The organism is Pasteurellaceae bacterium RH1A, from assembly GCA_012221805.1.
GTDB lineage: Bacteria > Pseudomonadota > Gammaproteobacteria > Enterobacterales > Pasteurellaceae > RH1A.
This window is the reverse complement of the sequence record CP015195.1, coordinates 1,986,025-2,006,892: the sequence shown is the minus strand read 5'-3', so window position 1 is coordinate 2,006,892 and position 20,868 is coordinate 1,986,025. Positions and strand designations below refer to the sequence as shown.

At 48.4% G+C, this 20,868-nt stretch carries 14 protein-coding genes; 8 read left to right on the top strand and 6 right to left on the bottom strand.

Translation table 11 applies throughout. The features are described from left to right. Positions 1-36: 36 nt before the first annotated feature. The 4 genes from A4G20_09440 to A4G20_09425 form a co-directional block, all read right to left on the bottom strand. Positions 37-363, bottom strand: a complete 327-nt coding sequence (locus tag A4G20_09440; protein ID QIW16543.1) for a monothiol glutaredoxin, Grx4 family — start codon at positions 361-363, stop codon at positions 37-39. A gap of 214 nt (positions 364-577) precedes the next feature. Beyond that, positions 578-2,215: a CTP synthase gene (locus A4G20_09435; GenBank protein ID QIW16542.1), complete on the bottom strand. Its 1,638-nt coding sequence runs from the start codon at positions 2,213-2,215 to the stop codon at positions 578-580. A 114-nt stretch (positions 2,216-2,329) separates the two neighbouring features. Then, positions 2,330-4,540, bottom strand: coding sequence for a primosomal protein N' (locus tag A4G20_09430; protein QIW16541.1), 2,211 nt, complete (start codon positions 4,538-4,540; stop codon positions 2,330-2,332). Then, positions 4,537-5,436, bottom strand: coding sequence for a permease (locus tag A4G20_09425; GenBank protein QIW16540.1), 900 nt, complete (start codon positions 5,434-5,436; stop codon positions 4,537-4,539). The genes A4G20_09430 and A4G20_09425 overlap by 4 nt, the downstream gene beginning before the upstream one ends. 80 nt (positions 5,437-5,516) lie before the next feature. Here A4G20_09425 and A4G20_09420 point away from each other — a divergent pair, with 80 nt between their 5' ends. Beyond that, positions 5,517-5,960, top strand: a complete 444-nt coding sequence (locus tag A4G20_09420; protein QIW16539.1) for a hypothetical protein — start codon at positions 5,517-5,519, stop codon at positions 5,958-5,960. A gap of 27 nt (positions 5,961-5,987) precedes the next feature. Here A4G20_09420 and A4G20_09415 read toward each other — a convergent pair whose 3' ends face one another. After that, the gene (locus A4G20_09415; protein QIW16538.1) at positions 5,988-7,202 is read right to left on the bottom strand and encodes an aminotransferase; all 1,215 of its coding nucleotides are present in this window, start codon (positions 7,200-7,202) and stop codon (positions 5,988-5,990) included. A 138-nt stretch (positions 7,203-7,340) separates the two neighbouring features. Between A4G20_09415 and A4G20_09410 the strand changes: the two genes are divergently transcribed. The 7 genes from A4G20_09410 to A4G20_09380 all read left to right on the top strand — a co-directional run bounded on the left by A4G20_09410 (position 7,341) and on the right by A4G20_09380 (position 19,909). Further along, the gene (locus tag A4G20_09410) at positions 7,341-8,612 is read left to right on the top strand and encodes a hypothetical protein (protein QIW16537.1); all 1,272 of its coding nucleotides are present in this window, start codon (positions 7,341-7,343) and stop codon (positions 8,610-8,612) included. A 10-nt stretch (positions 8,613-8,622) separates the two neighbouring features. After that, positions 8,623-9,258 (top strand): nitroreductase, encoded by a 636-nt coding sequence (locus A4G20_09405; GenBank protein ID QIW16536.1) that lies wholly within the window; start codon positions 8,623-8,625, stop codon positions 9,256-9,258. A gap of 699 nt (positions 9,259-9,957) precedes the next feature. Beyond that, on the top strand, positions 9,958-16,098 hold the full coding sequence (locus tag A4G20_09400) for a hypothetical protein (GenBank protein ID QIW16535.1): 6,141 nt from the start codon (positions 9,958-9,960) through the stop codon (positions 16,096-16,098). Between the two features lie 481 nt (positions 16,099-16,579). Then, the gene (locus tag A4G20_09395; protein ID QIW16534.1) at positions 16,580-16,765 is read left to right on the top strand and encodes a hypothetical protein; all 186 of its coding nucleotides are present in this window, start codon (positions 16,580-16,582) and stop codon (positions 16,763-16,765) included. A gap of 326 nt (positions 16,766-17,091) precedes the next feature. After that, complete coding sequence (locus A4G20_09390; protein QIW16533.1) at positions 17,092-18,018, top strand: hypothetical protein; 927 nt, start codon at positions 17,092-17,094, stop codon at positions 18,016-18,018. A 58-nt stretch (positions 18,019-18,076) separates the two neighbouring features. Then, positions 18,077-18,280 carry a hypothetical protein gene (locus tag A4G20_09385; GenBank protein QIW16532.1) on the top strand — a complete coding sequence of 68 codons (204 nt, stop codon included), beginning with the start codon at positions 18,077-18,079 and terminating at the stop codon, positions 18,278-18,280. 429 nt (positions 18,281-18,709) lie between these two features. After that, positions 18,710-19,909: an integrase gene (locus tag A4G20_09380; protein ID QIW16531.1), complete on the top strand. Its 1,200-nt coding sequence runs from the start codon at positions 18,710-18,712 to the stop codon at positions 19,907-19,909. 215 nt (positions 19,910-20,124) lie between these two features. Here the strand turns inward: A4G20_09380 and A4G20_09375 are convergent, their stop codons facing one another. Next, on the bottom strand, positions 20,125-20,727 hold the full coding sequence (locus A4G20_09375) for a transposase (GenBank protein QIW16892.1): 603 nt from the start codon (positions 20,725-20,727) through the stop codon (positions 20,125-20,127). Positions 20,728-20,868 lie beyond the last annotated feature (141 nt).

Below are 20,868 nucleotides of genomic sequence, written 5' to 3'. Positions count from 1 at the left end.
AGTAAAAACCTTGCCAGTGGCAAGGTTTTTTGTCGATTAGGCAGGATATTTAGCTGCCGTTTCTTTTAAGAGGGTTTGGAGTTCGCCCTTTTGGAACATTTCTAAAATAATGTCACAACCGCCGACTAATTCGCCGTCCACCCATAATTGTGGGAAGGTTGGCCAGTTGGCGTATTTTGGCAATTCGGCACGCACATCTGGGTTGCTTAAAATGTCCACATAGCCGAATGGCACTTGGCAGTTAATTACCGCTTCCACCGCACGGGCAGAGAAGCCGCAAGATGGAAATTTTGGCGAACCCTTCATATAAAGAAGGATTGGGTTTTCGCTGATTTGTTTTTTGATTTTGTCGATTGTTTCCATGAGGATCCTCGTTGTTAAAAATGGGTTAAGGTGGGGCAAGTCTAACAGAGTTTGGCCAATTTCCCAATACCTGCAAGCGGTTGATTTAGGGTGAAAATTTGCAAATAAATCCCAATTTTTACCCGCTTGTAGATTGATGGCGCCAGCCTCTAGGCTGGTGCCTATATTCAAGATTTTTCAGCACCAGCCTGGAGGCTGGCGCTATCTTTAGATTTTATTTAGCCTGCCCGTCCTGATAAGCCTTGGCCGCTGCCACAAAGCCCTCAAAGAGGCGGTGGCCGTCACGAGGGGTGGAGGTAAATTCTGGGTGGAATTGGGCGGCGATAAACCACGGGTGGTTTGGCACTTCGATGATTTCCACTAATTTCTTATCTGCTGAGAGGCCAGACACTTTTAAACCCGCCGCTTCAATTTGTGGCAGCAGGGTGTTATTGACCTCATAACGGTGGCGGTGGCGTTCAAAAATGGTTTCTGCCCCGTAAACCTTGCGGGCAAGCGTGCCTTCCACCAAGTGACAGGCTTGAGCACCCAAACGCATGGTGCCACCTAGGTCGGATTCGTCAGAACGGACTTCCACATTGCCGTCCTTGTCCTGCCATTCGGTAATCAGGCCGATTACAGGCTCTTTGCAGTCCTTGTCGAACTCGCTGGAGTTGGCGTGATGGAGGCCGGCCACATTGCGGGCGTACTCGATCAGGGCAATTTGCATACCCAAGCAGATACCTAGGTAAGGGATCTTGTTCTCACGGGCATATTGAGCCGTGCGGATCTTACCCTCTACACCACGGTAGCCAAAGCCACCCGGCACCAGAATGGCGTCCACGCCCTTAAGCACTTCAACGCCCTTGGTTTCTACATCTTGGGAGTCGATGTATTTGATATGCACGCTTAGGCGGTTCTTCAGGCCGGCGTGCTTGAGGGCTTCATTGACTGACTTATAGGCATCTGGCAATTCCACATATTTGCCCACCATACCGATGGTGACTTCTCCAGTCGGGTTGGCCTGTTGGTAGAGCACCTGTTCCCATTCAGACAGGTCGGCTTCTTTACAAGTCAAACGGAAGCGATCGCAGATAAACTGATCTAAACCTTGCGATTTCAATAAGGCAGGAATTTGGTAGATTGATCCCACATCTTTGAGCGAAATCACCGCACGTTCTGGCACATTACAGAAGAGGGCGATTTTTGAACGCTCATTGGCTGGAATGGCTCGGTCAGAACGGCAGATAAGCACATCTGGCTGAATACCAATAGAGAGTAATTCTTTCACCGAGTGCTGGGTCGGTTTGGTTTTGACCTCGCCTGCAGTTGGGATGTAAGGCACCAGGGTTAAGTGCATAAAGAGGGTGTGCTCACGGCCCACATCCACGGCTAATTGGCGGAGGGCTTCTAGGAATGGTAGGGATTCAATGTCGCCCACGGTGCCGCCCACTTCAACGATGGCTACATCATGGCCCTTACCGCCCTCAATCACACGGGCCTTGATTTCATTGGTGATATGCGGGATAACCTGAATGGTTGCGCCCAAGTAGTCGCCACGGCGTTCCTTACGCAGGACTTCAGAGTAGATTTTACCGCTGGTAAAGTTGTTGGCCTTGGTCATTTTGGTGCGGATAAAACGCTCGTAGTGGCCTAGGTCAAGGTCGGTTTCGGCCCCGTCTTCGGTTACAAAAACTTCACCGTGCTGGGTTGGGCTCATGGTGCCTGGATCGACATTGATGTAAGGATCCAGCTTCATAATGGTAACATTTAAGCCACGTGCTTCAAGAATGGAGGCCAGAGAGGCTGCCGCAATGCCCTTCCCTAAAGAAGAAACAACACCGCCCGTCACAAAAATATAATTGGTTGTCATTGTCGTGCCTTTGAATGATTGAAAGGAAAAAAAGTGAATGGTATAAACCATCAGGACGGGAAAACAGTTTACAGGAAAAGGGGGATTTTGGCTAATAAAATTTAGGGCTACGCCCTAACCCATTTCCTGCGGATCAATATCCATGGAAAAACGAATATCACTGCGTAAAAACTGTTCCTTATAAGAGTCAAACTGCGCCAAAAGGGCCTGCAAATTGCCCCTTGAGGCGTGTTGCACCAACAAGAGCCAGCGGAAATGCCCGGCCTTTTTGGCCATAGGTGCATTAAAAGGCCCTAGGAGCTGGAAGCCCTGCCAGCCATTTTGAGCAATGATACCCTGCAAGCAAGCGGTCAATTCTTGGCAAAAATTTGCAACCCTTTCATTATCCCGCCCCGTGGCCCGAAAGAGCACCTGTGAGGAAAAAGGCGGCAGGCTCATCAGTTGCCGCATTTTCAGGGCCTCTTGGGCGAAATCAGCATAGCCCTTTTCTAACAGGGTCTTAAGTAGGGGATGATCAGGATAGTGGGTTTGCAAGACCACCTGGCCCTGCTTTTCGGCCCGCCCGGCCCGGCCGGCCACCTGCACATAGAGCTGGGCCAGGCGTTCCTCGGCCCGAAAATCGGTGGAAAAGAGGCTGCTGTCCACATTCACAAGGGCAACTAAGGTCACATTAGGGAAATGATGTCCCTTGGCCAACATTTGCGTACCAATCAAAATTTGGCTCTTGCCCTGTTGAATGTCGTTAAGATGGGCTTCCAAAGCCCCCTTGCGGGCAGTACTGTCCCGGTCAATCCGGCTGATTTGGTAGGCGGGGAAGCGTTCCGCTAAAACGGCTTCCAGCTGTTCTGTGCCAATGCCGGTTGTAATTAGATGAGTAGAGCCACAATGCCCGCACTGGCGGGGGATGGGGCGCTGTGAGCTGCAATGGTGGCAACGCAGCACCCGCATTTTTTGGTGGTAGGTGTAGGGCTTGTCGCAGGAGGCACACTGGGCCACCCAGCCGCATTCATGGCAAAGCAGGACAGGGGCAAAGCCACGGCGGTTAAGAAAGAGCATAACCTGATTACCCCGTTCCAAATGGCTCTTCATCAGGGAAAGCAGGCTTTCGGATAAGCCCTGATAGACCCGCTGGGTCTTAAGATCAATCAGTTGCGCTTGGACACTTTGTGCCTGGCCCGCCCGATATTGCAGTTCTAATTGAGTAAACTTGCCGTTGGCAACATTTTGCAGGCTTTCTAGCGAAGGGGTGGCTGAGCCCAAAATAATGGGAATGTTGCGGTGCTTGGCCCGCATAACCGCCAGATCCCGTGCGTTATAACGCCAGCCCTCCTGCTGCTTGAAGGAGCTATCGTGTTCCTCGTCAATAATAATGAGCCCTAAGTTGGCAAACTGGCTAAAGAGGGCGGAACGGGTGCCGATCACAATGGCCGATTCCCCCTGTTTGGCCCGTAGCCAGGCCGTCAGCCGCTGGTTGTCGTTGAGGTTGGAGTGCAGGGCATCCATTTCCACATTAAAGCGGGCCTGGAAGCGGGAGATGGTTTGGGGGGTTAGGCCAATTTCCGGCACTAAGACCAAGACCTGTTGGCCCCGCTTGAGCACGGCCTCAATCACCTGCAAATAGACCTCGGTCTTGCCCGAGCCAGTCACCCCGTTGAGCAAGAAGGCCCCGAAGCCCTCTTGATAGATCAGGCGACTGACCACTAGGCATTGTTGCTTATTAAGGACTAGGCGGTTGTCCTTGTTGCACTGGGGCTGGTTGCCTAATTTTTCCTGCCAAGAAAACGATTGAAGCGGCACCTCCACCCTTTCAAGGTAGCCTTTTTCTAATAGGGCCTTCCAAATACTTGACGGACAAGCGGTCGGTTTTTCAAAGAAACTTGCAAATTTAGACAGAATCGTCAGCCATTCCAGCTGTTTTTTGGCACGGTTGAGTAGGCCATTTTGCAGGGCTTTTTGGCCGATTTCGGTCAGCTGAAAATAGTCGGGCGGGCTAGGCTGGCTGCTTTCCCCTTGCCGAAGTTTAGTCGGCAGGGCAGATAACAAAACTTCGCCCAGCGGGGCATGATAGTAGCGACTTGCCCAATTAAGCAGGCTCCAGCTTTCCTTATCAAAAATGCTCTCTTGATCCAGCACCGCCAGCACAGGCTTGAGCTTGTCGGCCGGCACCTCGCTCTGCAATGGGAAGCCAACCACAATCCCTACTTTCTTCTGGTTGCCAAAGGGCACAAGCACCCTGGCCCCGATTGGAGCAGGGCAATCAGGCGGCAGGAGGTAATCGAAATCACGATTAAGGGGCAGGGCTAGGGCGATGCGGACTAATTTCATTGTGCCGCCTCATTTGGCAGGGATTGTTTTTGTTTTTTCAGCTTGGCCAGGCCATCTAGGGAAAGCAGGCCAATGGCGATGGTCAAACAGATCATTAAGAAATAGGAACGGGTATCCAGGGTTTCACCAATGAAAAAAGAAACCGCTAGCATACAAAAGGGTTCTAAATAACTGAGCATGCCCAGTAAATTCATGGGCAATAAATTGCTGGAGGCAATATAAACCGTAAAGGCCACACCACTAACCAGGCCCAAGAGGCCAATAAAATAATAAATATTGGGATTGTGGAGGACGGCAAATTCCAGATTGGCCTGGCAAATAAAATAGAGGCAAAAAGGCAATAAAACCAAGAGTTCCACTAAAAAAGCCGCCAAACTATTTAAATTAAAGGCCTTACGCAGGGTGAAATAGAGGGGATAGCCCAGGCAAACAGCCAGCATTTCCCAAGAAATGGTTTGGGTTAAAATCACATTAACAGCCACACCCAGCACCGCAGAAAAAATGGCCAGTAATTTAAGGCGGGAAAGATATTCCTTATAAAGAAATTTCCCAATGATTACCATCACAATGGGCATAATTAAATAACCGATGGATACATCAATGCCCTTGTTATTATTGGGCGCCCACATAAAAAGCCACATTTGAAAGCCAGTATTGAGGCCAGTGATAAAAAGCACTAACAGTAATTGCGGTTTTTGCTTAAAAGAACGGACTAAATCAACAAAAGCCTTTTGCTGTTTAAATAAAATGAGGGCAAAGATAATAAAGGGAATAATGGCCACGATCCGAAAACCCAGCACAGCCTGGCCTGAAAGGGGCTGCATAAGGGTGGAGATATAATAAATGGCCCCAAAGCAAAAGCTCGCAAAAATAGAAAGTACAACGCCTTTTAGCACATTAAGCTCCAAAAATAATGATGGTGAAATGGGTTTTTAGGGTTATAATCCAAGCGTTTTCCTCATAAAAAGGAGTGATTATGACCATTAGTTATCAAAGCGATCTCTATGGCTGGGTCAATGAGCAGGCAAGGTTCCTTCACCACCAGCAGTTCGATAAAATTGATATACAACATCTTGCCGAGGAGCTTGAAATCATGGGTAATTCTGAACTGTCTGAATTAGAAAGCCGCCTAGAAATTTTGATTATGCACCTGCTTAAATGGCAATTTCAACCCAACAGACAGGGCAGAAGCTGGCTTTTAACCATCAAGGAACAGCGTACACGGATTGAAAAACGCCTCAAGCGTTCACCTTCCCTAAAATCCCGCCTCTATGATGAGCAGTTTTTGCCTGATATTTGGGAATTAGCCCTCATCTCCTGTGCGAGAGAAACCGGTTTAGATGAAAATACCTTTCCACAAACCCCAATTTGGTCTTTAGAACAGATCTTAAACCCAGATTTTCTTCCTCTTCTCAATTAAAAAGGTCGGGCCAAGCCCGACTTTTTCCTATTGTCGATAAGTCTGCAAAAACCTTGCCAAACGCCCCAGGGCTTCTTCAAGCTGGTGGACATAAGGCAGGCTGACCACACGGAAATGGTCAGGTTTGTGCCAGTTAAAGCCAGAGCCTTGCACTAATAGCACCTTTTCCTGTTGGAGCAGATCAAAGACAAATTTTTGGTCGTCCTTAATGCCGTACATTTCGGTGTCAATTTTCGGGAAGAGGTACATGGCCCCTTTTGGTTTCACGCAAGTAATGCCAGGAATTTGCACCAAAAGCTCATGGGCCTTATTACGTTGTTCCAATAAACGCCCGCCTGGCAGGATAAATTCATTAATGCTTTGGTAGCCACCCAGGGCCGTTTGAATGGCGTGCTGCATAGGGGTGTTGGCACAAAGCCGCATGGAAGCTAACATATCTAAGCCCTCAATATAGCCCTTGGCCTGGTTTTTCGGGCCGTGTAAGACCATCCAACCCTGGCGGAAGCCGGCCACACGGTAGGCCTTGGAAAGCCCGTTAAAGGTGACGGTTAAGAGATCAGGCGCCAAAGCTGCAACATGGTGGTGAACTGCCCCATCGTAGAGGATCTTGTCGTAAATTTCATCGGCAAAGATGATGAGATTATGCTGGCGGGCCACTTCGGCAATTTCTAACAGAAGGGCACGGCTATAAACCGCCCCTGTCGGGTTGTTAGGGTTAATGATCACAATCCCTTTGGTTTTAGGGGTAATCTTGGCTTTGATGTCTTCCACACTTGGAAACCATTCATTGTCCTCATCGCATAAATAATGCACAGGTTTACCGCCTGCTAAGGTAGCGGCTGCCGTCCAAAGGGGGTAGTCTGGCATAGGAATGAGGATCTCATCGCCATCGTTTAAGAGGGCCTGCATGGCCATGGTGATCAGCTCCGACACCCCGTTGCCAATATAAACATCGTTTACATCAATGGAACGTAGGCCCTTTGATTGGTAATACTGCACAATGGCTTTACGGGCAGAATAAAGCCCCTTGGAATCGCAGTAGCCCTGGGCGGTTGGCAGGTTGCGGATCACATCCACCAAGATTTCATCTGGCGCCTCAAAGCCAAAGGGGGCCGGGTTGCCGATGTTGAGTTTTAAAATTTTATTGCCTTCTTCTTCCAAACGCAGGGCCTCTTTATGCACCGGGCCACGGATGTCGTAGCAAACGTTGGATAATTTATCGGATTTTGGGAAGCGATCCATACTCATTCTTTTACCTGTTGTGTTTTGATCAAATAATTGTCGAACTTTACTCCTATTTGGTAGGAAAAAAAAGGGGAAATGCGGTAAAATGTTGGTCTTTTTTATCACAAGCGGGTCGAGATTGACGATTTTTTGCAAATGAAGATATTTAGCCAACTAAAACAAGCACTTAGCCAAACCGCCTTGCCCGATTTGCAGGGCAAAGACTATGTGCAGCTTCAGGTTCAAGCCAAGCAAAGCCTGTCTGGTTCAGAACTCTTGGGTTGGCTTGGGGCAAAATCGGCCTATCCGCATTTTTTCTGGCAGCAACGGGAAGATGAGTGTACCCTCCTTGCCAGCGGGGCCGTGGAAGCCTTTTCTTCTCTTGCCTCCGCCCAAGCCTTTAGCCAGGCCCATGGTCTCGCCCTAGTCGGCGGCCTGCAATTTAACAACCAGGCCAGCTTTATTTTGCCCCGCCTCCTGCTTGTAAAAAAAGGCCCAATTTTGACCGCTTGTTTGACCTTAAAGGCCAGCGAAATCGCCTCCATTGAGGATTTTCTGGCCGATTTTGAAGAGCTTGCCAGCCTACAAACGGGGCAAAATACCCTGCTTAACCAGCACGCCCTCTGCAATTTTGAGCGTTGGCAGGCCAATATCGGCCAGGCCATTCAGGGCATGGCCCAAAAGGCCTTTAACAAGGTGGTGCTGGCCAATGCCACCGAATTGACCTTCGCCCAGCCCCTTTGTCCTTATAGCCTACTGAATGCCAGCCAGGCCAAAAACCCACATAGCTACCATTTCTTATGGGCGGAAAATAAGGAGCGTGCCTTTATCGGCTCCAGCCCTGAACGGCTCTATGCCCGCACAGGCCATCACTTGCAAACTGAAGCCCTGGCAGGGACGGTGGCAGTGGGTGAAAATGAAGCCCAAAGCCAGGCCAATGCCGACTGGCTCTTGCACGACCTAAAAAACAGCTACGAAAATTGGCTGGTGGTAGAGGAAATCCAAGAGAACCTGGTTGAGCTGGTCAAGGATATTGAGGTCAGCGACCTGCAAATCAAACGCCTAAGCCTGGTGCAACACCTTTATCGCAGCATTCAGGCCCATTTAGAGCCAGGCGTGCAAGACAATCAGATTCTAGCCCACCTCCACCCAACGGCGGCTGTGGCCGGCATTCCCTATCAGAGCGCCTTTGATTTTATCCAGGCGGTCGAACCCTTTGAGCGGGGCTGGTATGCCGGCACTCTAGGCTATTTTTCGCCCCAAGCAGCCGAATTTTGCGTGACCATTCGTTCGGCCCAGCTGCAAGCAAACCAGGCCAGGGTGTATGCTGGCGCTGGCATTGTGGAAGGCTCTGAGCCTGAAACCGAATGGCGAGAAATTGAGCGCAAGGCACTGGCCATGATCCAACTTTTTAATCACAATCATTAAGGGAAAGACAATGGAACTATTAGACGCAATCAACCAACGTAAAACCATCAAGGCCTTTGACCGAGAAGCCACCATCAGCCGAGAGACCTTAAGCGAGATCATCAACCAGGCCCAAAAGGCCCCTTCTAAGGCCAATCTGCAACCCTGGCGTTTTGTGGTGGTGGACGACAAGGCCATTAAAAATGAGCTAAGCAACCACGTTGCCTTTAATACCCTGCCCTGTGAAACGGCCTCTGCCCTGATTTTGGTCTTGGCAGATTTACGCTATGAATTGGCCCTAGACGATATTTTAGACAAGGAAGTGGCAGAAAACTGCCTGGCTCAAGGCTTTCGTGATAACAAGTACAACTTCCTTCTGGGGGTGCATAATAATGCCACGCCTGAATCCGTTCGGGATCAGGTCTTGATTGATACCAGCCTAGCTTCTATGCAGCTTATGTTGGTGGCCAAGGACAAGGGTTTTGACACCCATGCCATCGGGATTTTTGATCGTGAAAAGGTCTTAGAAATCCTATCCGTTAATGCAGAACGCTATACCCCTGTGATGCTGATTGCCCTGGGCAAACCCGCCGCGGAACCGCTTAAAAGTAGCCGTTTGCCTGTGGACTATACGGTGTCTTGGAATGATGGGAAGGGCTTGAAATAGCTGCACTGATGGCGCCAGCGTCCTCGCTGGTGCCTTATATATCAACAAGTTACCAACACCAGCCTGGCGGCGCTATCTGTACATTCTAGGTTAGCTATTTATGTATCGCTAATACGGTAAGCTACATAAGCAAAACCGACCATAATACAGGCGAAGATGGCGAGTCCGAAAGTTGCTTGTATTATTGAGCCTCCTCATTGTTATTCCTCTTCTATATGTATTTAATCCTATGTTGGGAAAAGAGAAATGTCAATTTTTCTTGCCCCCGCTGGCGCCAGCCTCCAGGCAGGTGCCTTTTATATCAAGAAGCCATCAGCACCAGCGAGGACGCTGGCGCTATCAGAGCCTCGTAAGGTCATCGGTGCGGTAAACCACCCCCCACAGCCCCCCCACAAGCGGCCCTCAAAACCCCATATTTTACAAATATTTAACAACTATCTACCCCTAAAGAGTTAAGTTATAGCCGCAGGATATCAATTTGATTGTAAAGAAAAGGACAAATAAGACACTTTATGTAAATTAGTGAAGATAAGCTTTATTTTGTTGCATGTTTTTGCTACATTTGGCTCCGTGCGCTTCAAGGAAAGCGTAGTTTATTTTTTATGCAAAGGAAGGCACCCGTTTTCGGGTGCTTTCTCTTGTTTTTCAGTAACAAATTGTGGAAGAAAGTTCAATCTTATTTCACTTTTAGAGGATTTTATGAACAAAGTCTTTAAAGTCATTTGGAATCACGCAACGCAATCTTGGGTTGCCGTTTCAGAATTAGGCCGTTCAAAGGGTAAAACCAAAACCAGCAAACTTGCTAAATTAACCGCAGTCGCCTTGGCTGCATCAGGCGTTTCCCAACTCGCCACCGCCGCCATCATCACAAACGACGGCACATCTGTCCGCATCGGTCAAAACGTAGGTGGTTCTCAAGGCAACAAATCTGTGTCCATCGGTGGTGCTGGTCCTAATGAAACAGGAGCTGATGCAACGGGGGATTATTCTGTTGCTCTTGGCTCTGGTGCAGTTGCAAACAATGCATCCGCCATCGCTATTGGTTCGGGTAACGGCTTACTTCCTAGTGCTGCTGCCGAAGCTGCAATTGCTGTTGGCCGTGGTGCCTCAGTTACTCAGGCAGGAACCTCTGCTGTAGCTATTGGTGATCGAGCCCAGGCTAGCGGTGTAAATGCAGTCGCTTTAGGTAAACAAGCAAGCGCTTCTGCATATACGACTGCTCTTGGTGCAGGTGCTGTGGCAGACCACGAAGGAGCGGTTGCTATCAGTGCAGGTAACGGCGTGGTTTCTAGAGCCCAAGGCAATGCCGCTGTTGCTGTTGGTAGTAATGCAACCGCCGCCAGCAACAACACAGTTGCAACAGGTAATAGCTCATACGCCCAAGGTCAAGGTGCGATCGCCATTGGTAACAACACCAATGCGACAGGCGAACTTGGTACAATGGCGATTGGTAACAATGCCAAAGCATCAGGCCAAGGTGCAACTGCTATTGGTAACGGCACCACTGCTTCAGGCATCGGTTCGATGGTTCTTGGTGCATCAGCCAACATCTCTGGTAACACCCAGTTGGCAACTGCCACTGGTGAAGTTGCGCTCTCTATCGGTGCTAACAACCTAGCTCAAGACAACTATGCTATTAGCATGGGTGCGGTCAGCACAGCAATCGGCCAAGCCGCCCAAACATACGGTTATAACAACACTGCAAACGGTACTTTTGCCATCTCAATGGGTGCTTTTAACAATGTAACCGTAGGCAATGCTGGTGACGGTGTGGGTATCGGTACCAATGTAAAAGTGTTTTCAGGTCAAAGTAGTGCCATCGGCCGTGATGCTAATGTTCAAGCAGGATCAGTTGGTTCAAATGCCATTGGTCATGGTGCAACTGTAGCTGCCAACTCACCAAACGCTACTGCCATCGGTCGTAGTGCTAATGCTTCAGCAGAAAGCGCCACAGCTATGGGTACATCAGCCGCCGCTTCAGCACAAAATGCGGTTGCTGTTGGTACAGGTGCTCAAGCCACTCATGAAAACTCAGTTGCCCTTGGTCAAGGCTCTACTACTGCTGGTGCTGTTGGTACAAACACCGCCACGGTTGAAGGCATTACTTATTCAGGCTTTGCAGGCAACTCACCAACTTCTGTGGTCAGTATTGGTACTGATGGCAACGCCCGTCAGCTTATCAACGTAGCCGCAGGCCGTATCAACGCGGATTCAACAGACGCCATCAACGGCTCACAGCTCTACCTAACTCAAGAAGCCCTAGGCAGACTGGCCAACAGCACAGCCAACCACTTGGGCGGTGGCGTAACAGTGAACCCGAACGGTTCATTAACCGCGCCAACCTACAACACCTACACAGGTAACGTTGCACCAAACACAGCAGGCAGCAGCACGACATTGTTTGGCGCACCAGCCACCAATGTAGGCGATGCCCTAACCAACCTAAACACCTATGTAAACCAAGGTTTCTGGGTGGCGGATAAAGGCAACAACATCGGCAACGTAACCCCAGGCGACACCATCAATTTCGTTGATGGCAAAAACACCAAGGTAAACACCACTACCGAAGCCAACGGCGTAACCACCGTTACCTTTGACGTGGAAGGCCCGAAAATCACCGCAACCGAAACCGATGAAGGCGTAACCATCACCATCACCAACACCGACGGCACAACAGAAGAAGCCAAGGTTAAAAATGGTAAAGATGGTCAAGACGGTGCTGACGGTGCAAATGGTACAGACGGTCAAGACGGTCGTGACGCTTCAGCTACTGTTGTAGACAACGGCGACGGCACTCACACTGTAACCTTCACCAGCGGTGACGGCACTGTAACCACTACTACCCTAAAAGACGGTAAAGATGGTAAGGACGGTACAAACGGTACTAACGGTGCAGATGGTGCAGACGGCCAAGATGGCCAAGACGGTCGTGACGCATCAGCTACTGTTGTAGACAATGGCGACGGCACTCACACTGTAACCTTCACCAGCGGTGATGGTACTGTAACCACTACTACCCTAAAAGATGGTAAAGATGGTAAGGACGGTACAAACGGTACTAACGGTGCAGATGGTGCAGACGGCCAAGATGGCCAAGACGGTCGTGACGCATCAGCTACTGTTGTAGACAATGGCGACGGCACTCACACTGTAACCTTCACCAGCGGTGATGGTACTGTAACCACCACTACCCTAAAAGACGGTAAAGATGGTAAGGACGGTACAAACGGTACTAACGGTGCAGATGGTGCAGACGGCCAAGATGGCCAAGACGGTCGTGACGCTTCAGCCACAGTTGTAGACAACGGCGACGGCACCCACACTGTAACCTTCACCAGCGGTGACGGCACTGTAACCACAACTACCCTAAAAGATGGTAAAGATGGTAAAGATGGTACTAACGGTAAAGACGGTGCTGACGGTGCGGACGGCCAAGACGGTCGTGATGCTTCAGCCACTGTTGTAGACAATGGCGACGGCACCCACACCATCACCACCACAAGCGGCGACGGCACAGTTACAACTACCACTGTTAAAGATGGTACTAACGGTAAAGACGGTAAAGACGGTACTAACGGTACAGACGGTCAAGACGGTCGTGACGCTTCAGCCACTGTTGTAGACAATGGCGACGGCACACACACCATCACCACCACAAGCGGTGACGGCACAGTTACAACTACCACTGTTAAAGACGGTGCTAATGGTAAAGACGGTGCTGACGGTAAAGACGGTGCTGACGGTGCAGACGGTCAAGACGGTCGTGACGCTTCAGCCACTGTTGTAGACAACGGCGACGGCACCCACACCATCACCACCACAAGCGGTGACGGCACAGTAACCACTACTACTGTTAAAGATGGTACTAACGGTAAAGACGGTGCTGACGGTGCAGACGGTCAAGACGGTCGTGACGCTTCAGCCACAGTTGTAGACAACGGCGACGGTACACACACCATCACCACCACAAGCGGTGACGGCACTGTAACTACTACTACTGTTAAAGATGGTACTAACGGTAAAGACGGTGCAGACGGTGCAGACGGTCAAGACGGTCGTGACGCTTCAGCCACTGTTGTAGACAACGGCGACGGCACACACACCATCACCACCACAAGCGGTGACGGCACAGTTACAACTACCACTGTTAAAGACGGTGCTAATGGTAAAGACGGTGCTGACGGTAAAGACGGTGCTGACGGTGCAGACGGTCAAGACGGTCGTGACGCTTCAGCCACTGTTGTAGACAACGGCGACGGCACCCACACCATCACCACCACAAGCGGTGACGGCACAGTAACCACTACTACTGTTAAAGATGGTACTAACGGTAAAGACGGTGCTGACGGTAAAGATTCACAAGCTACAGTTGTAGACAATGGCGATGGCACACACACTGTAACCGTAACCAGCGGTGATGGTACTGTAACCACTACAACCTTAAAAGATGGTAAAGACGGTACTAATGGTACTGACGGTAAAGATGGTAAAGACGCTCAAGCTACTGTTGTAGACAACGGCGACGGCACTCATACCATCACCACCACAAGCGGTGACGGCACAGTTACAACTACCACAGTTAAAGATGGTAAAGATGGTGAAAACGGTAAAGACGCTCAAGCTACAGTTGTAGACAACGGCGACGGTACCCACACCATCACCACTACAAGCGGTGACGGCACAGTTACAACTACCACAGTTAAAGATGGTAAAGATGGTGAAAATGGTAAAGATGCTCAAGCTACTGTTGTAGACAATGGCGACGGCACTCACACCATCACCACAATCAGTGGCGACGGCACAGTAACCACCACCACTGTTAAAGATGGTGCTAACGGTAAAGACGGTGCTGATGGTAAAGACGGTAAAGACGGTGCAGACGGTAAAGACGGTAAAGACGGTGCAGACGGCAAGTCTGTAGAAGTTAAGAGCGTTACCAAAGCTGATGGCACCACTGAAGTTGTTCTTGTTCAAAAGAACCCAGATGGCACTGAAGTGACTGGATCTGAGAAGACTTTAACCATCAACGATGGTACTGATGGTAAAGACGGTAACTCTGTTGCAGTTAAAGAAACCACCAAAGCTGATGGCACAACCACAGTTACGCTTGTAGAGAAAGACGCTGACGGTAACGAAATCGCTGGCACTGAGAAGACCCTGACCATCAATGATGGTACTGACGGTAAAGACGGTAAAGACTCTAAAGCTGAAGTTGTTGACAATGGCGACGGCACTCACACTGTAACCGTAACCAGTGGTGATGGCACAGTAACCAAGACAACCATCAACGATGGTAAAGACGGTAACTCTGTTGCAGTCAAAGAAACCACTAAAGCTGACGGTACAACTACTGTTACGCTTGTAGAGAAAGACGCTGACGGCAAAGAAATCGCTGGCTCTGAGAAAACCCTAACCATCAATGATGGTGCTGATGGTAAAGACGCCCAAGCTACCGTTAAAGACAATGGTGATGGCACTCACACTGTGACCATAACCAGCGGCGACGGCACAGTAACCACGACCACTGTTAAAGATGGTCAAGACGGTAAAGATGGTGTTGACGGTAAAGATGCGATCTTCAAAGTTGCAGAGAAATATGATGCTGCTAAGCCTGATACAGTTAAGAGCACCATCAATGCTGATGATGTTGTGAACTTTGTAGATGGCGACGGCACAAAAGTTTCTGTAACAGGCGAAGGCGCTGGCACAGTAACCAACGTAACCTTTAACATCGACAAGGGTGAAGTAACTGCTCAACCAAAAGGTGATGTAAAAGGCCCTGTATCTGAAGACTTAATCAAGGCTTTAGATGAGGCAAAAGCAAACCTAACAGAAGTAAACAACAACCCAGCATCAACAGACGCTGATAAAACAGCGGCTCAAAATGCAGTAGATGCTGCACAAACAGCATACAACCAAGGTGGCGGAAACCAGGTTGCAACAGCTCAAAATATTGCTGATGCAATCAACAACTCTGGCTGGGCAATTACCAACAATGAAGGTAAAGCTCCAGCAGGTTCTGATGGCCTTGTAAACCCAGGTGATGCGGTGAGCTTCGTTGATGGTAGCGGCACTAAAGCCAACGTAACCGTAAATGGTACAGGCTACAATGTTACCTTTGATGTGGACACCGTTGGTGGTACAGTAACAAACGGCAAAGTAGATACTCCAGCCACTCCAGCTAATGGTGGTAACAATTACTACAATGCAACCACTGTAACCAACTTGATCAATGAAGCTTCACACAACGTAACTGTGAGCAACACTGGTGAGCAAGTGGTAGCAGGCACTGGCTCACCAACCGCAGTGAAAGCAGGTGATACCGTAACTTACAATGCAGGTAAGAACCTTGCAGTTAAACAGGTTGGCACCACCATCACTTACGGCTTGGCTGCTGATATTGACCTGAACTCTGTTACAGCCAACACTGTGAACGCAGGCACAACCACAACCAATAACCTAACGGTTAATCCAGGTGGTAATGTGGATATGGGCGGAAACCAAGTCCACAACGTGAAAGCAGGTACAGCTGACACTGACGCCGTAAACGTAAGCCAATTAAAAGGCGCGGTAAACCATCTTGACAACAAGATCAACCGCAACAACAAAAACTTACGTGCAGGTATCGCTGGTGCTAACGCCGCCGCAGGCCTACCACAGGTTTACATTCCAGGTAAATCCATGGTTGCCGCCTCTGCCGGTCACTTCAAAGGCGAAAGCGCCTTGGCAGTGGGTTACTCTCGTGCAAGCGACAACGGTAAACTTATCTTGAAACTTCAAGGTAACACCAACACCCGTGGCGACTTCGGTGGCTCCGTGGGTGTAGGCTACCAGTGGTAATCTAGCACCTTAAGTTAAACTTAAAGCAACCAAACCCAGGGGAAACCCTGGGTTTTTTTGTTATTTAAGGACATTGCTAGCGCCAGCGTCCACGCTGGTGCTGATAAGGCTTTGATAGATAAGGCACCAGCCTAGAGGCTGGCGCCAGCGGAGAATTACATTCGCCTTCTGATAGCGCCAGCGTCCTCGCTACAACTGTTCAAAACCTCAAAATGTGATTAAGCGTGATCGGTAGGGACGCATTGCATGCGTCCGTAAACAAGGCATTACATCAAAGGTTGATGAGGCATAAATATCGCAACGGACGCATGCAATGCGTCCCTACAAAAGGCTATTTAAGTTCAATGGCAAGGTTTATCTAATTCTTTCCCCCAACACGGTAAAGCCTTACTAGGTAATAAATTGCAAGTTTTTATGAAAATTTGACCGCTTGTGATATATTGTGAACCGTATTAAAGATGTTCTAAAAGAGAGGTAAATTATGGCAACATCATCATTTAGCCGAGAATTCGTTATCGGCGATAAGGGCGCCCGACAGTTACTTGAGGCAATGGAAAACCCTGTGAAGGTGGAAGTGGCTAAAATGCCCGATCCAGAGGTGCATGAGAAATTTAAGAAGGAGCTTTTATATGCATTAGAGAAACGTTTGGGCTGGCAGAAATCATAGATAGCAGAGGGCTTTAGGCAGTTAGATACCTTAGACAGTCAGCATAATTTGCAAACCATGGCGATTATTCCTGAACTATAATCTGATAGCGCTAGCATCCACGCTGGTGCTGATAAGGCTTTGATAGATAAGGCACCCAGCCTGGAGGCTGGCGCCAGCGGGGCAAATATAATTTGCCCCTACTTTTTAGATGCAACAAGCGGCCAACTTATCTTCATTTCTTGCAAAAACTGTGATCCCTCTCGCAAAATTAACAAAAAATTAACAAAGTAGCCCACAATTTCTATATGATACGCAGCGTTTTGATTTAGACATAAGGAAGTAATATGGCCTTGGCTTTTACAAGAATTTGTTCAGAAATGGGTGCAGGAAAATTAGGAACCAGCCAGGGAGTGGACTGGCTGTGGCGGCGTTATGAGGCCGAATTTGGCCCAAAAGGCAGTGCGGTTTTTGAGCTGAAAGCGCCTGTCGAAACTGATTTCTTAGAAGCTAAAAATATCGACCAGCTTGCCCATTTTTTCCAGTCAGATCTGGTGCCTAAGCTTACGGCAGACCTACAAAAGCCAGCCTTCCCCATCATTTTAAGCGGCGATCATTCCAATGCCATTGGTACACTTGCCTCCCTTTGTGCAGCCAATCCCGATAAACGCATTGGCGTGCTTTGGATTGATGCCCACTGCGATTTGCATACCCCTTTCACCACGCCCTCGGGCAATCTGCACGGGATGTCCCTGGCGGCGGCCACTCGCCAAGACAATCTGGCCTGCCAAAGCCGCCAACCAAGCCCTGCCATTCAGGCCTACTGGCAGCAGTTGAAAAACCTAGCTCCACAAAGCCAGGGGATTTTGTTGGAAGACCTCTGCTTCCTTGGTCTGCGTAGCTTTGAGGAGGAGGAGGCTGCCTTGCTCCAGCAACACCAGATCCCAGCCTTTTCTGTTCAACAAATGCGGGAGCAGGGTTTTGAGGCCGTGCTAGACCAGGTCAAGCAGCAATTTGAGGCAGTGGACTTGCTTTATGTCACCTTCGATGTGGACGCTCTAGACAGCGCCCTGATTCCCGCAACAGGCACGCCTGAGCCTGAGGGTTTTACAGTTGATGAGGTTGAGCAGATCTTCCAGGCCATCTTACCCTTGCCTAAATTGGCCATGTTTGAGCTGACGGAGTTTAACCCAAGTTTGTCGGAAGATAAGGCCTGTTATGAGCGGGTTTATGATCTTTTTAAGGTGGCTTTGGGGTTGATTGGGTCACGTTAAGTGATAGCGACAGCAGGGAAATATCAAGTGGAATTAACCCAACTTAGCGAGAAATCTTATGTATAAGCCAGAACAATACACTATTTCCGTCCGCTTTGAAGAGATTGAGGGAGAGCCTTGTTATGTGAGGCGAGTGGACGAATTACCTGACGTGATGGAATTTGCCGACAGTGCCGAAGAAGCCCGAAAATTAGTGCTAGATACGCTTTCTGTTGCAATGCAGATGTATCAAGCCCAAAACCGTGCTTTCCCTGCACCGTAACCTTAGCCAGTTAGCTGATCGAGATCGCATCAGTTTGAATACCCTTTTGGTATCTATGTTGGCTAGTGAATCATCGCTAAGGCTCTAGCGGCTGTTGATAATTCAAGAAAAATGTTTGTTAGAGAAGAAAGAGGAATGTGGCAACCTCTGAGATCCACTCCCCTCTTTAGCAAAGAGGGGTAGGGGGAGATTTGGCAGAAGAAATTGCAACGAGAGGGCTATTTTCAGAGAAAAAACAAACAAGATAATTCTGACTAATCATTCCCTCACTCCGTTATTACTCCTGCCAAATCTCCCCTACCCCCTCTTTGCTAAAGAGGGGAATTACATCGGTACAACCTGATAACATCCTTTACATCATAACCCAAGGACATCGTTTACATTCTTTGCCGTAAAATCGCACCAAACATCTTATCTTTGGTGAAGAAAATGGCTTGGAAACAAACGAATCCTATGGAACAAAAAACGTTATTTATCAAGGCTTGGTTGTCCCAACGCTTTACAAAATCCGACCTGTGTGAACAGTTCGGAATCAGTCGTCCAACAGCCAATAAATGGATTGAACGCTTTAAACAAGGCGGCTTTCCTGGTTTGCAAGAGCTATCCAGAAAGCCACATTATTCGCCCAATGCCACGCCACAATGGATTGTTGAGTGGCTGGTCAGTGAGCGACGCAAACGCCCCGATTGGGGGGCAAAAAAGCTGCTTGACCTGTTTGAGCAACGCTTTCCTGAAGCCAAGAAACCGGCTGATAGCACAGGCGATTTAATCTTGGCTCGAGCAGGACTGGTCAAGCCCCGCAAGGTTCGCCGTCACACGCCAGCAGACAGCTTGCCCTTTGCCGAATGTGACGCCCCTAATACAACCTGGTGCGTGGATTTCAAGGGGCAATTCCAGCTAGGTGACCAGAAATGGTGCTACCCGCTAACGGTGAGCGACCAGTTTTGCCGTTACTTATTGCTTTGTCAGGCCCTGCCCAATACCTTGGGTGACCCTGTAAAAGCCCAGTTTGAACGACTTTTTTACGAGTTCGGGCTGCCTTGGAATATTCGTAGCGACAATGGCTCGCCCTTTGCCTCAACTGCCCTGGGTGGCTTAAGCAAGCTGGCCAAATGGTGGATTGACCTGGGCATTCGGCCCGAGCGTATTCGCCCCGCCCACCCCGAACAAAATGGGCATCATGAGCGAATGCACCGTAGCCTCAAGGCTTGTTTACTCAAGCGTGAGGCCATTGCAGGGAATCTTGCAGACCAACAGGCCATGTTCGATGCTTTTGTGCACGAATATAACCATGAGCGTAGCCACGAAAGCCTGCTTGATGATGACAAAAAACGTCAGACGCCAGCAAGTCTTTATCAGCCCTCAAGTCGTATTTATACCGGCAAGATTGAAGACTATGACTACGGTCAAGGTGTTGAACTTCGTCGAGTTAAACCCAGTGGCGAACTCTGTTGGCAAGGTGAAATTTACTACCTGAGCCAAATTTTAAAGCAAGAAACCGTTGCTTTTGTGCCTTACGCCGATGGTATTTGGCACATTTATTACCGTTTTCATTTTCTGGGTCAAATGGATGACCGAGAGAAGAAAATTACTCCAGCAAGTAGCTGGCATATTAACCATACAATGTAAACGATGTCCTTAGAGAAAAATGTAAAGGATGTTTATGTTGTACAATCTCTAGTTCATCAGAGATCACGACAACCGCAAATTTTCTGAATTATCAACAGCCTCTAGGACGTGTTCTCATTTGCTCAATCCTAGGCATAGTAGACAAAATAGTTGCTGATTCGTCAAAAACTATGCCAAGTGGACAAAATAGTTGCTAATGTTTATTTTCTAAAATGTTAGCAGCTATTTTTATTCAAAAAATCCTTTATAAACATGGCTTTATGTTTTTTGCTTAATCCATTATGATTATTTAACTGTCGCTTCATATGTTTAAATAGCCCTTCAAGCCTATTTGTTGTCCTTTCTATATTTAAATCTGACCGTTCTTCAAAAGTAAATAAATATTTCATATACCATTTAAGGCTTGCATAAGCCCCTCTAACACTACGATGCTTATAAGGTAAATATCCCTTTTCATTTGGCTTATCACTTCTTTCTTTTAAATACTCTTCATGTTTTAAATACCAATAATGAAGGCGTTTGTAAAATTCATTTTTTGAACTCTCCACCAGTGTTTTTACGATAACTTTTAATTCTTTTCCCGCTTGTGATTGATGCTTTTTTCTGAGTTTTCTCATCACTATTGCAACCATATGAAACTGACACATCTGCACAGGTGCATTGAACAAGTCCTTCATCAGACCTCGCCTACCATCACAGGTAATGGATTGTATTATATAGCTTTTTTCTCTCAATCTATTAAGTGCCAGCTTATAGTAAACGTCTTTTTCTGTTCTTACAAAACAGTGAAATACCACTTTCTTTGTATGAGAGTCCATTAACACTAATACGCCGAAATTACGCTTAAAAAAGGTAGTGTCCATAATTATATTAAGCGATGTGCTTTGAGGTGGATGTAATAATGTTTTAGGAGCTTTATCAATATATCTTTGGATAGTTCTAACCGAACAATGATACTT

What these genes read in the sequence shown, in the direction of transcription:
- A4G20_09380 (QIW16531.1), top strand. Translation starts at nt 18,710, where the DNA reads ATGGCTTGGAAACAAACGAATCCTATGGAACAAAAAACGTTATTTATC.
- A4G20_09440 (QIW16543.1), bottom strand. Translation starts at nt 363, where the DNA reads ATGGAAACAATCGACAAAATCAAAAAACAAATCAGCGAAAACCCAATC.
- A4G20_09430 (QIW16541.1), bottom strand. Translation starts at nt 4,540, where the DNA reads ATGAAATTAGTCCGCATCGCCCTAGCCCTGCCCCTTAATCGTGATTTC.
- A4G20_09420 (QIW16539.1), top strand. Translation starts at nt 5,517, where the DNA reads ATGACCATTAGTTATCAAAGCGATCTCTATGGCTGGGTCAATGAGCAG.
- A4G20_09375 (QIW16892.1), bottom strand. Translation starts at nt 20,727, where the DNA reads ATGGACTCTCATACAAAGAAAGTGGTATTTCACTGTTTTGTAAGAACA.
- A4G20_09415 (QIW16538.1), bottom strand. Translation starts at nt 7,202, where the DNA reads ATGGATCGCTTCCCAAAATCCGATAAATTATCCAACGTTTGCTACGAC.
- A4G20_09400 (QIW16535.1), top strand. Translation starts at nt 9,958, where the DNA reads ATGAACAAAGTCTTTAAAGTCATTTGGAATCACGCAACGCAATCTTGG.
- A4G20_09410 (QIW16537.1), top strand. Translation starts at nt 7,341, where the DNA reads ATGAAGATATTTAGCCAACTAAAACAAGCACTTAGCCAAACCGCCTTG.
- A4G20_09385 (QIW16532.1), top strand. Translation starts at nt 18,077, where the DNA reads ATGTATAAGCCAGAACAATACACTATTTCCGTCCGCTTTGAAGAGATT.
- A4G20_09435 (QIW16542.1), bottom strand. Translation starts at nt 2,215, where the DNA reads ATGACAACCAATTATATTTTTGTGACGGGCGGTGTTGTTTCTTCTTTA.
- A4G20_09405 (QIW16536.1), top strand. Translation starts at nt 8,623, where the DNA reads ATGGAACTATTAGACGCAATCAACCAACGTAAAACCATCAAGGCCTTT.
- A4G20_09395 (QIW16534.1), top strand. Translation starts at nt 16,580, where the DNA reads ATGGCAACATCATCATTTAGCCGAGAATTCGTTATCGGCGATAAGGGC.
- A4G20_09390 (QIW16533.1), top strand. Translation starts at nt 17,092, where the DNA reads ATGGCCTTGGCTTTTACAAGAATTTGTTCAGAAATGGGTGCAGGAAAA.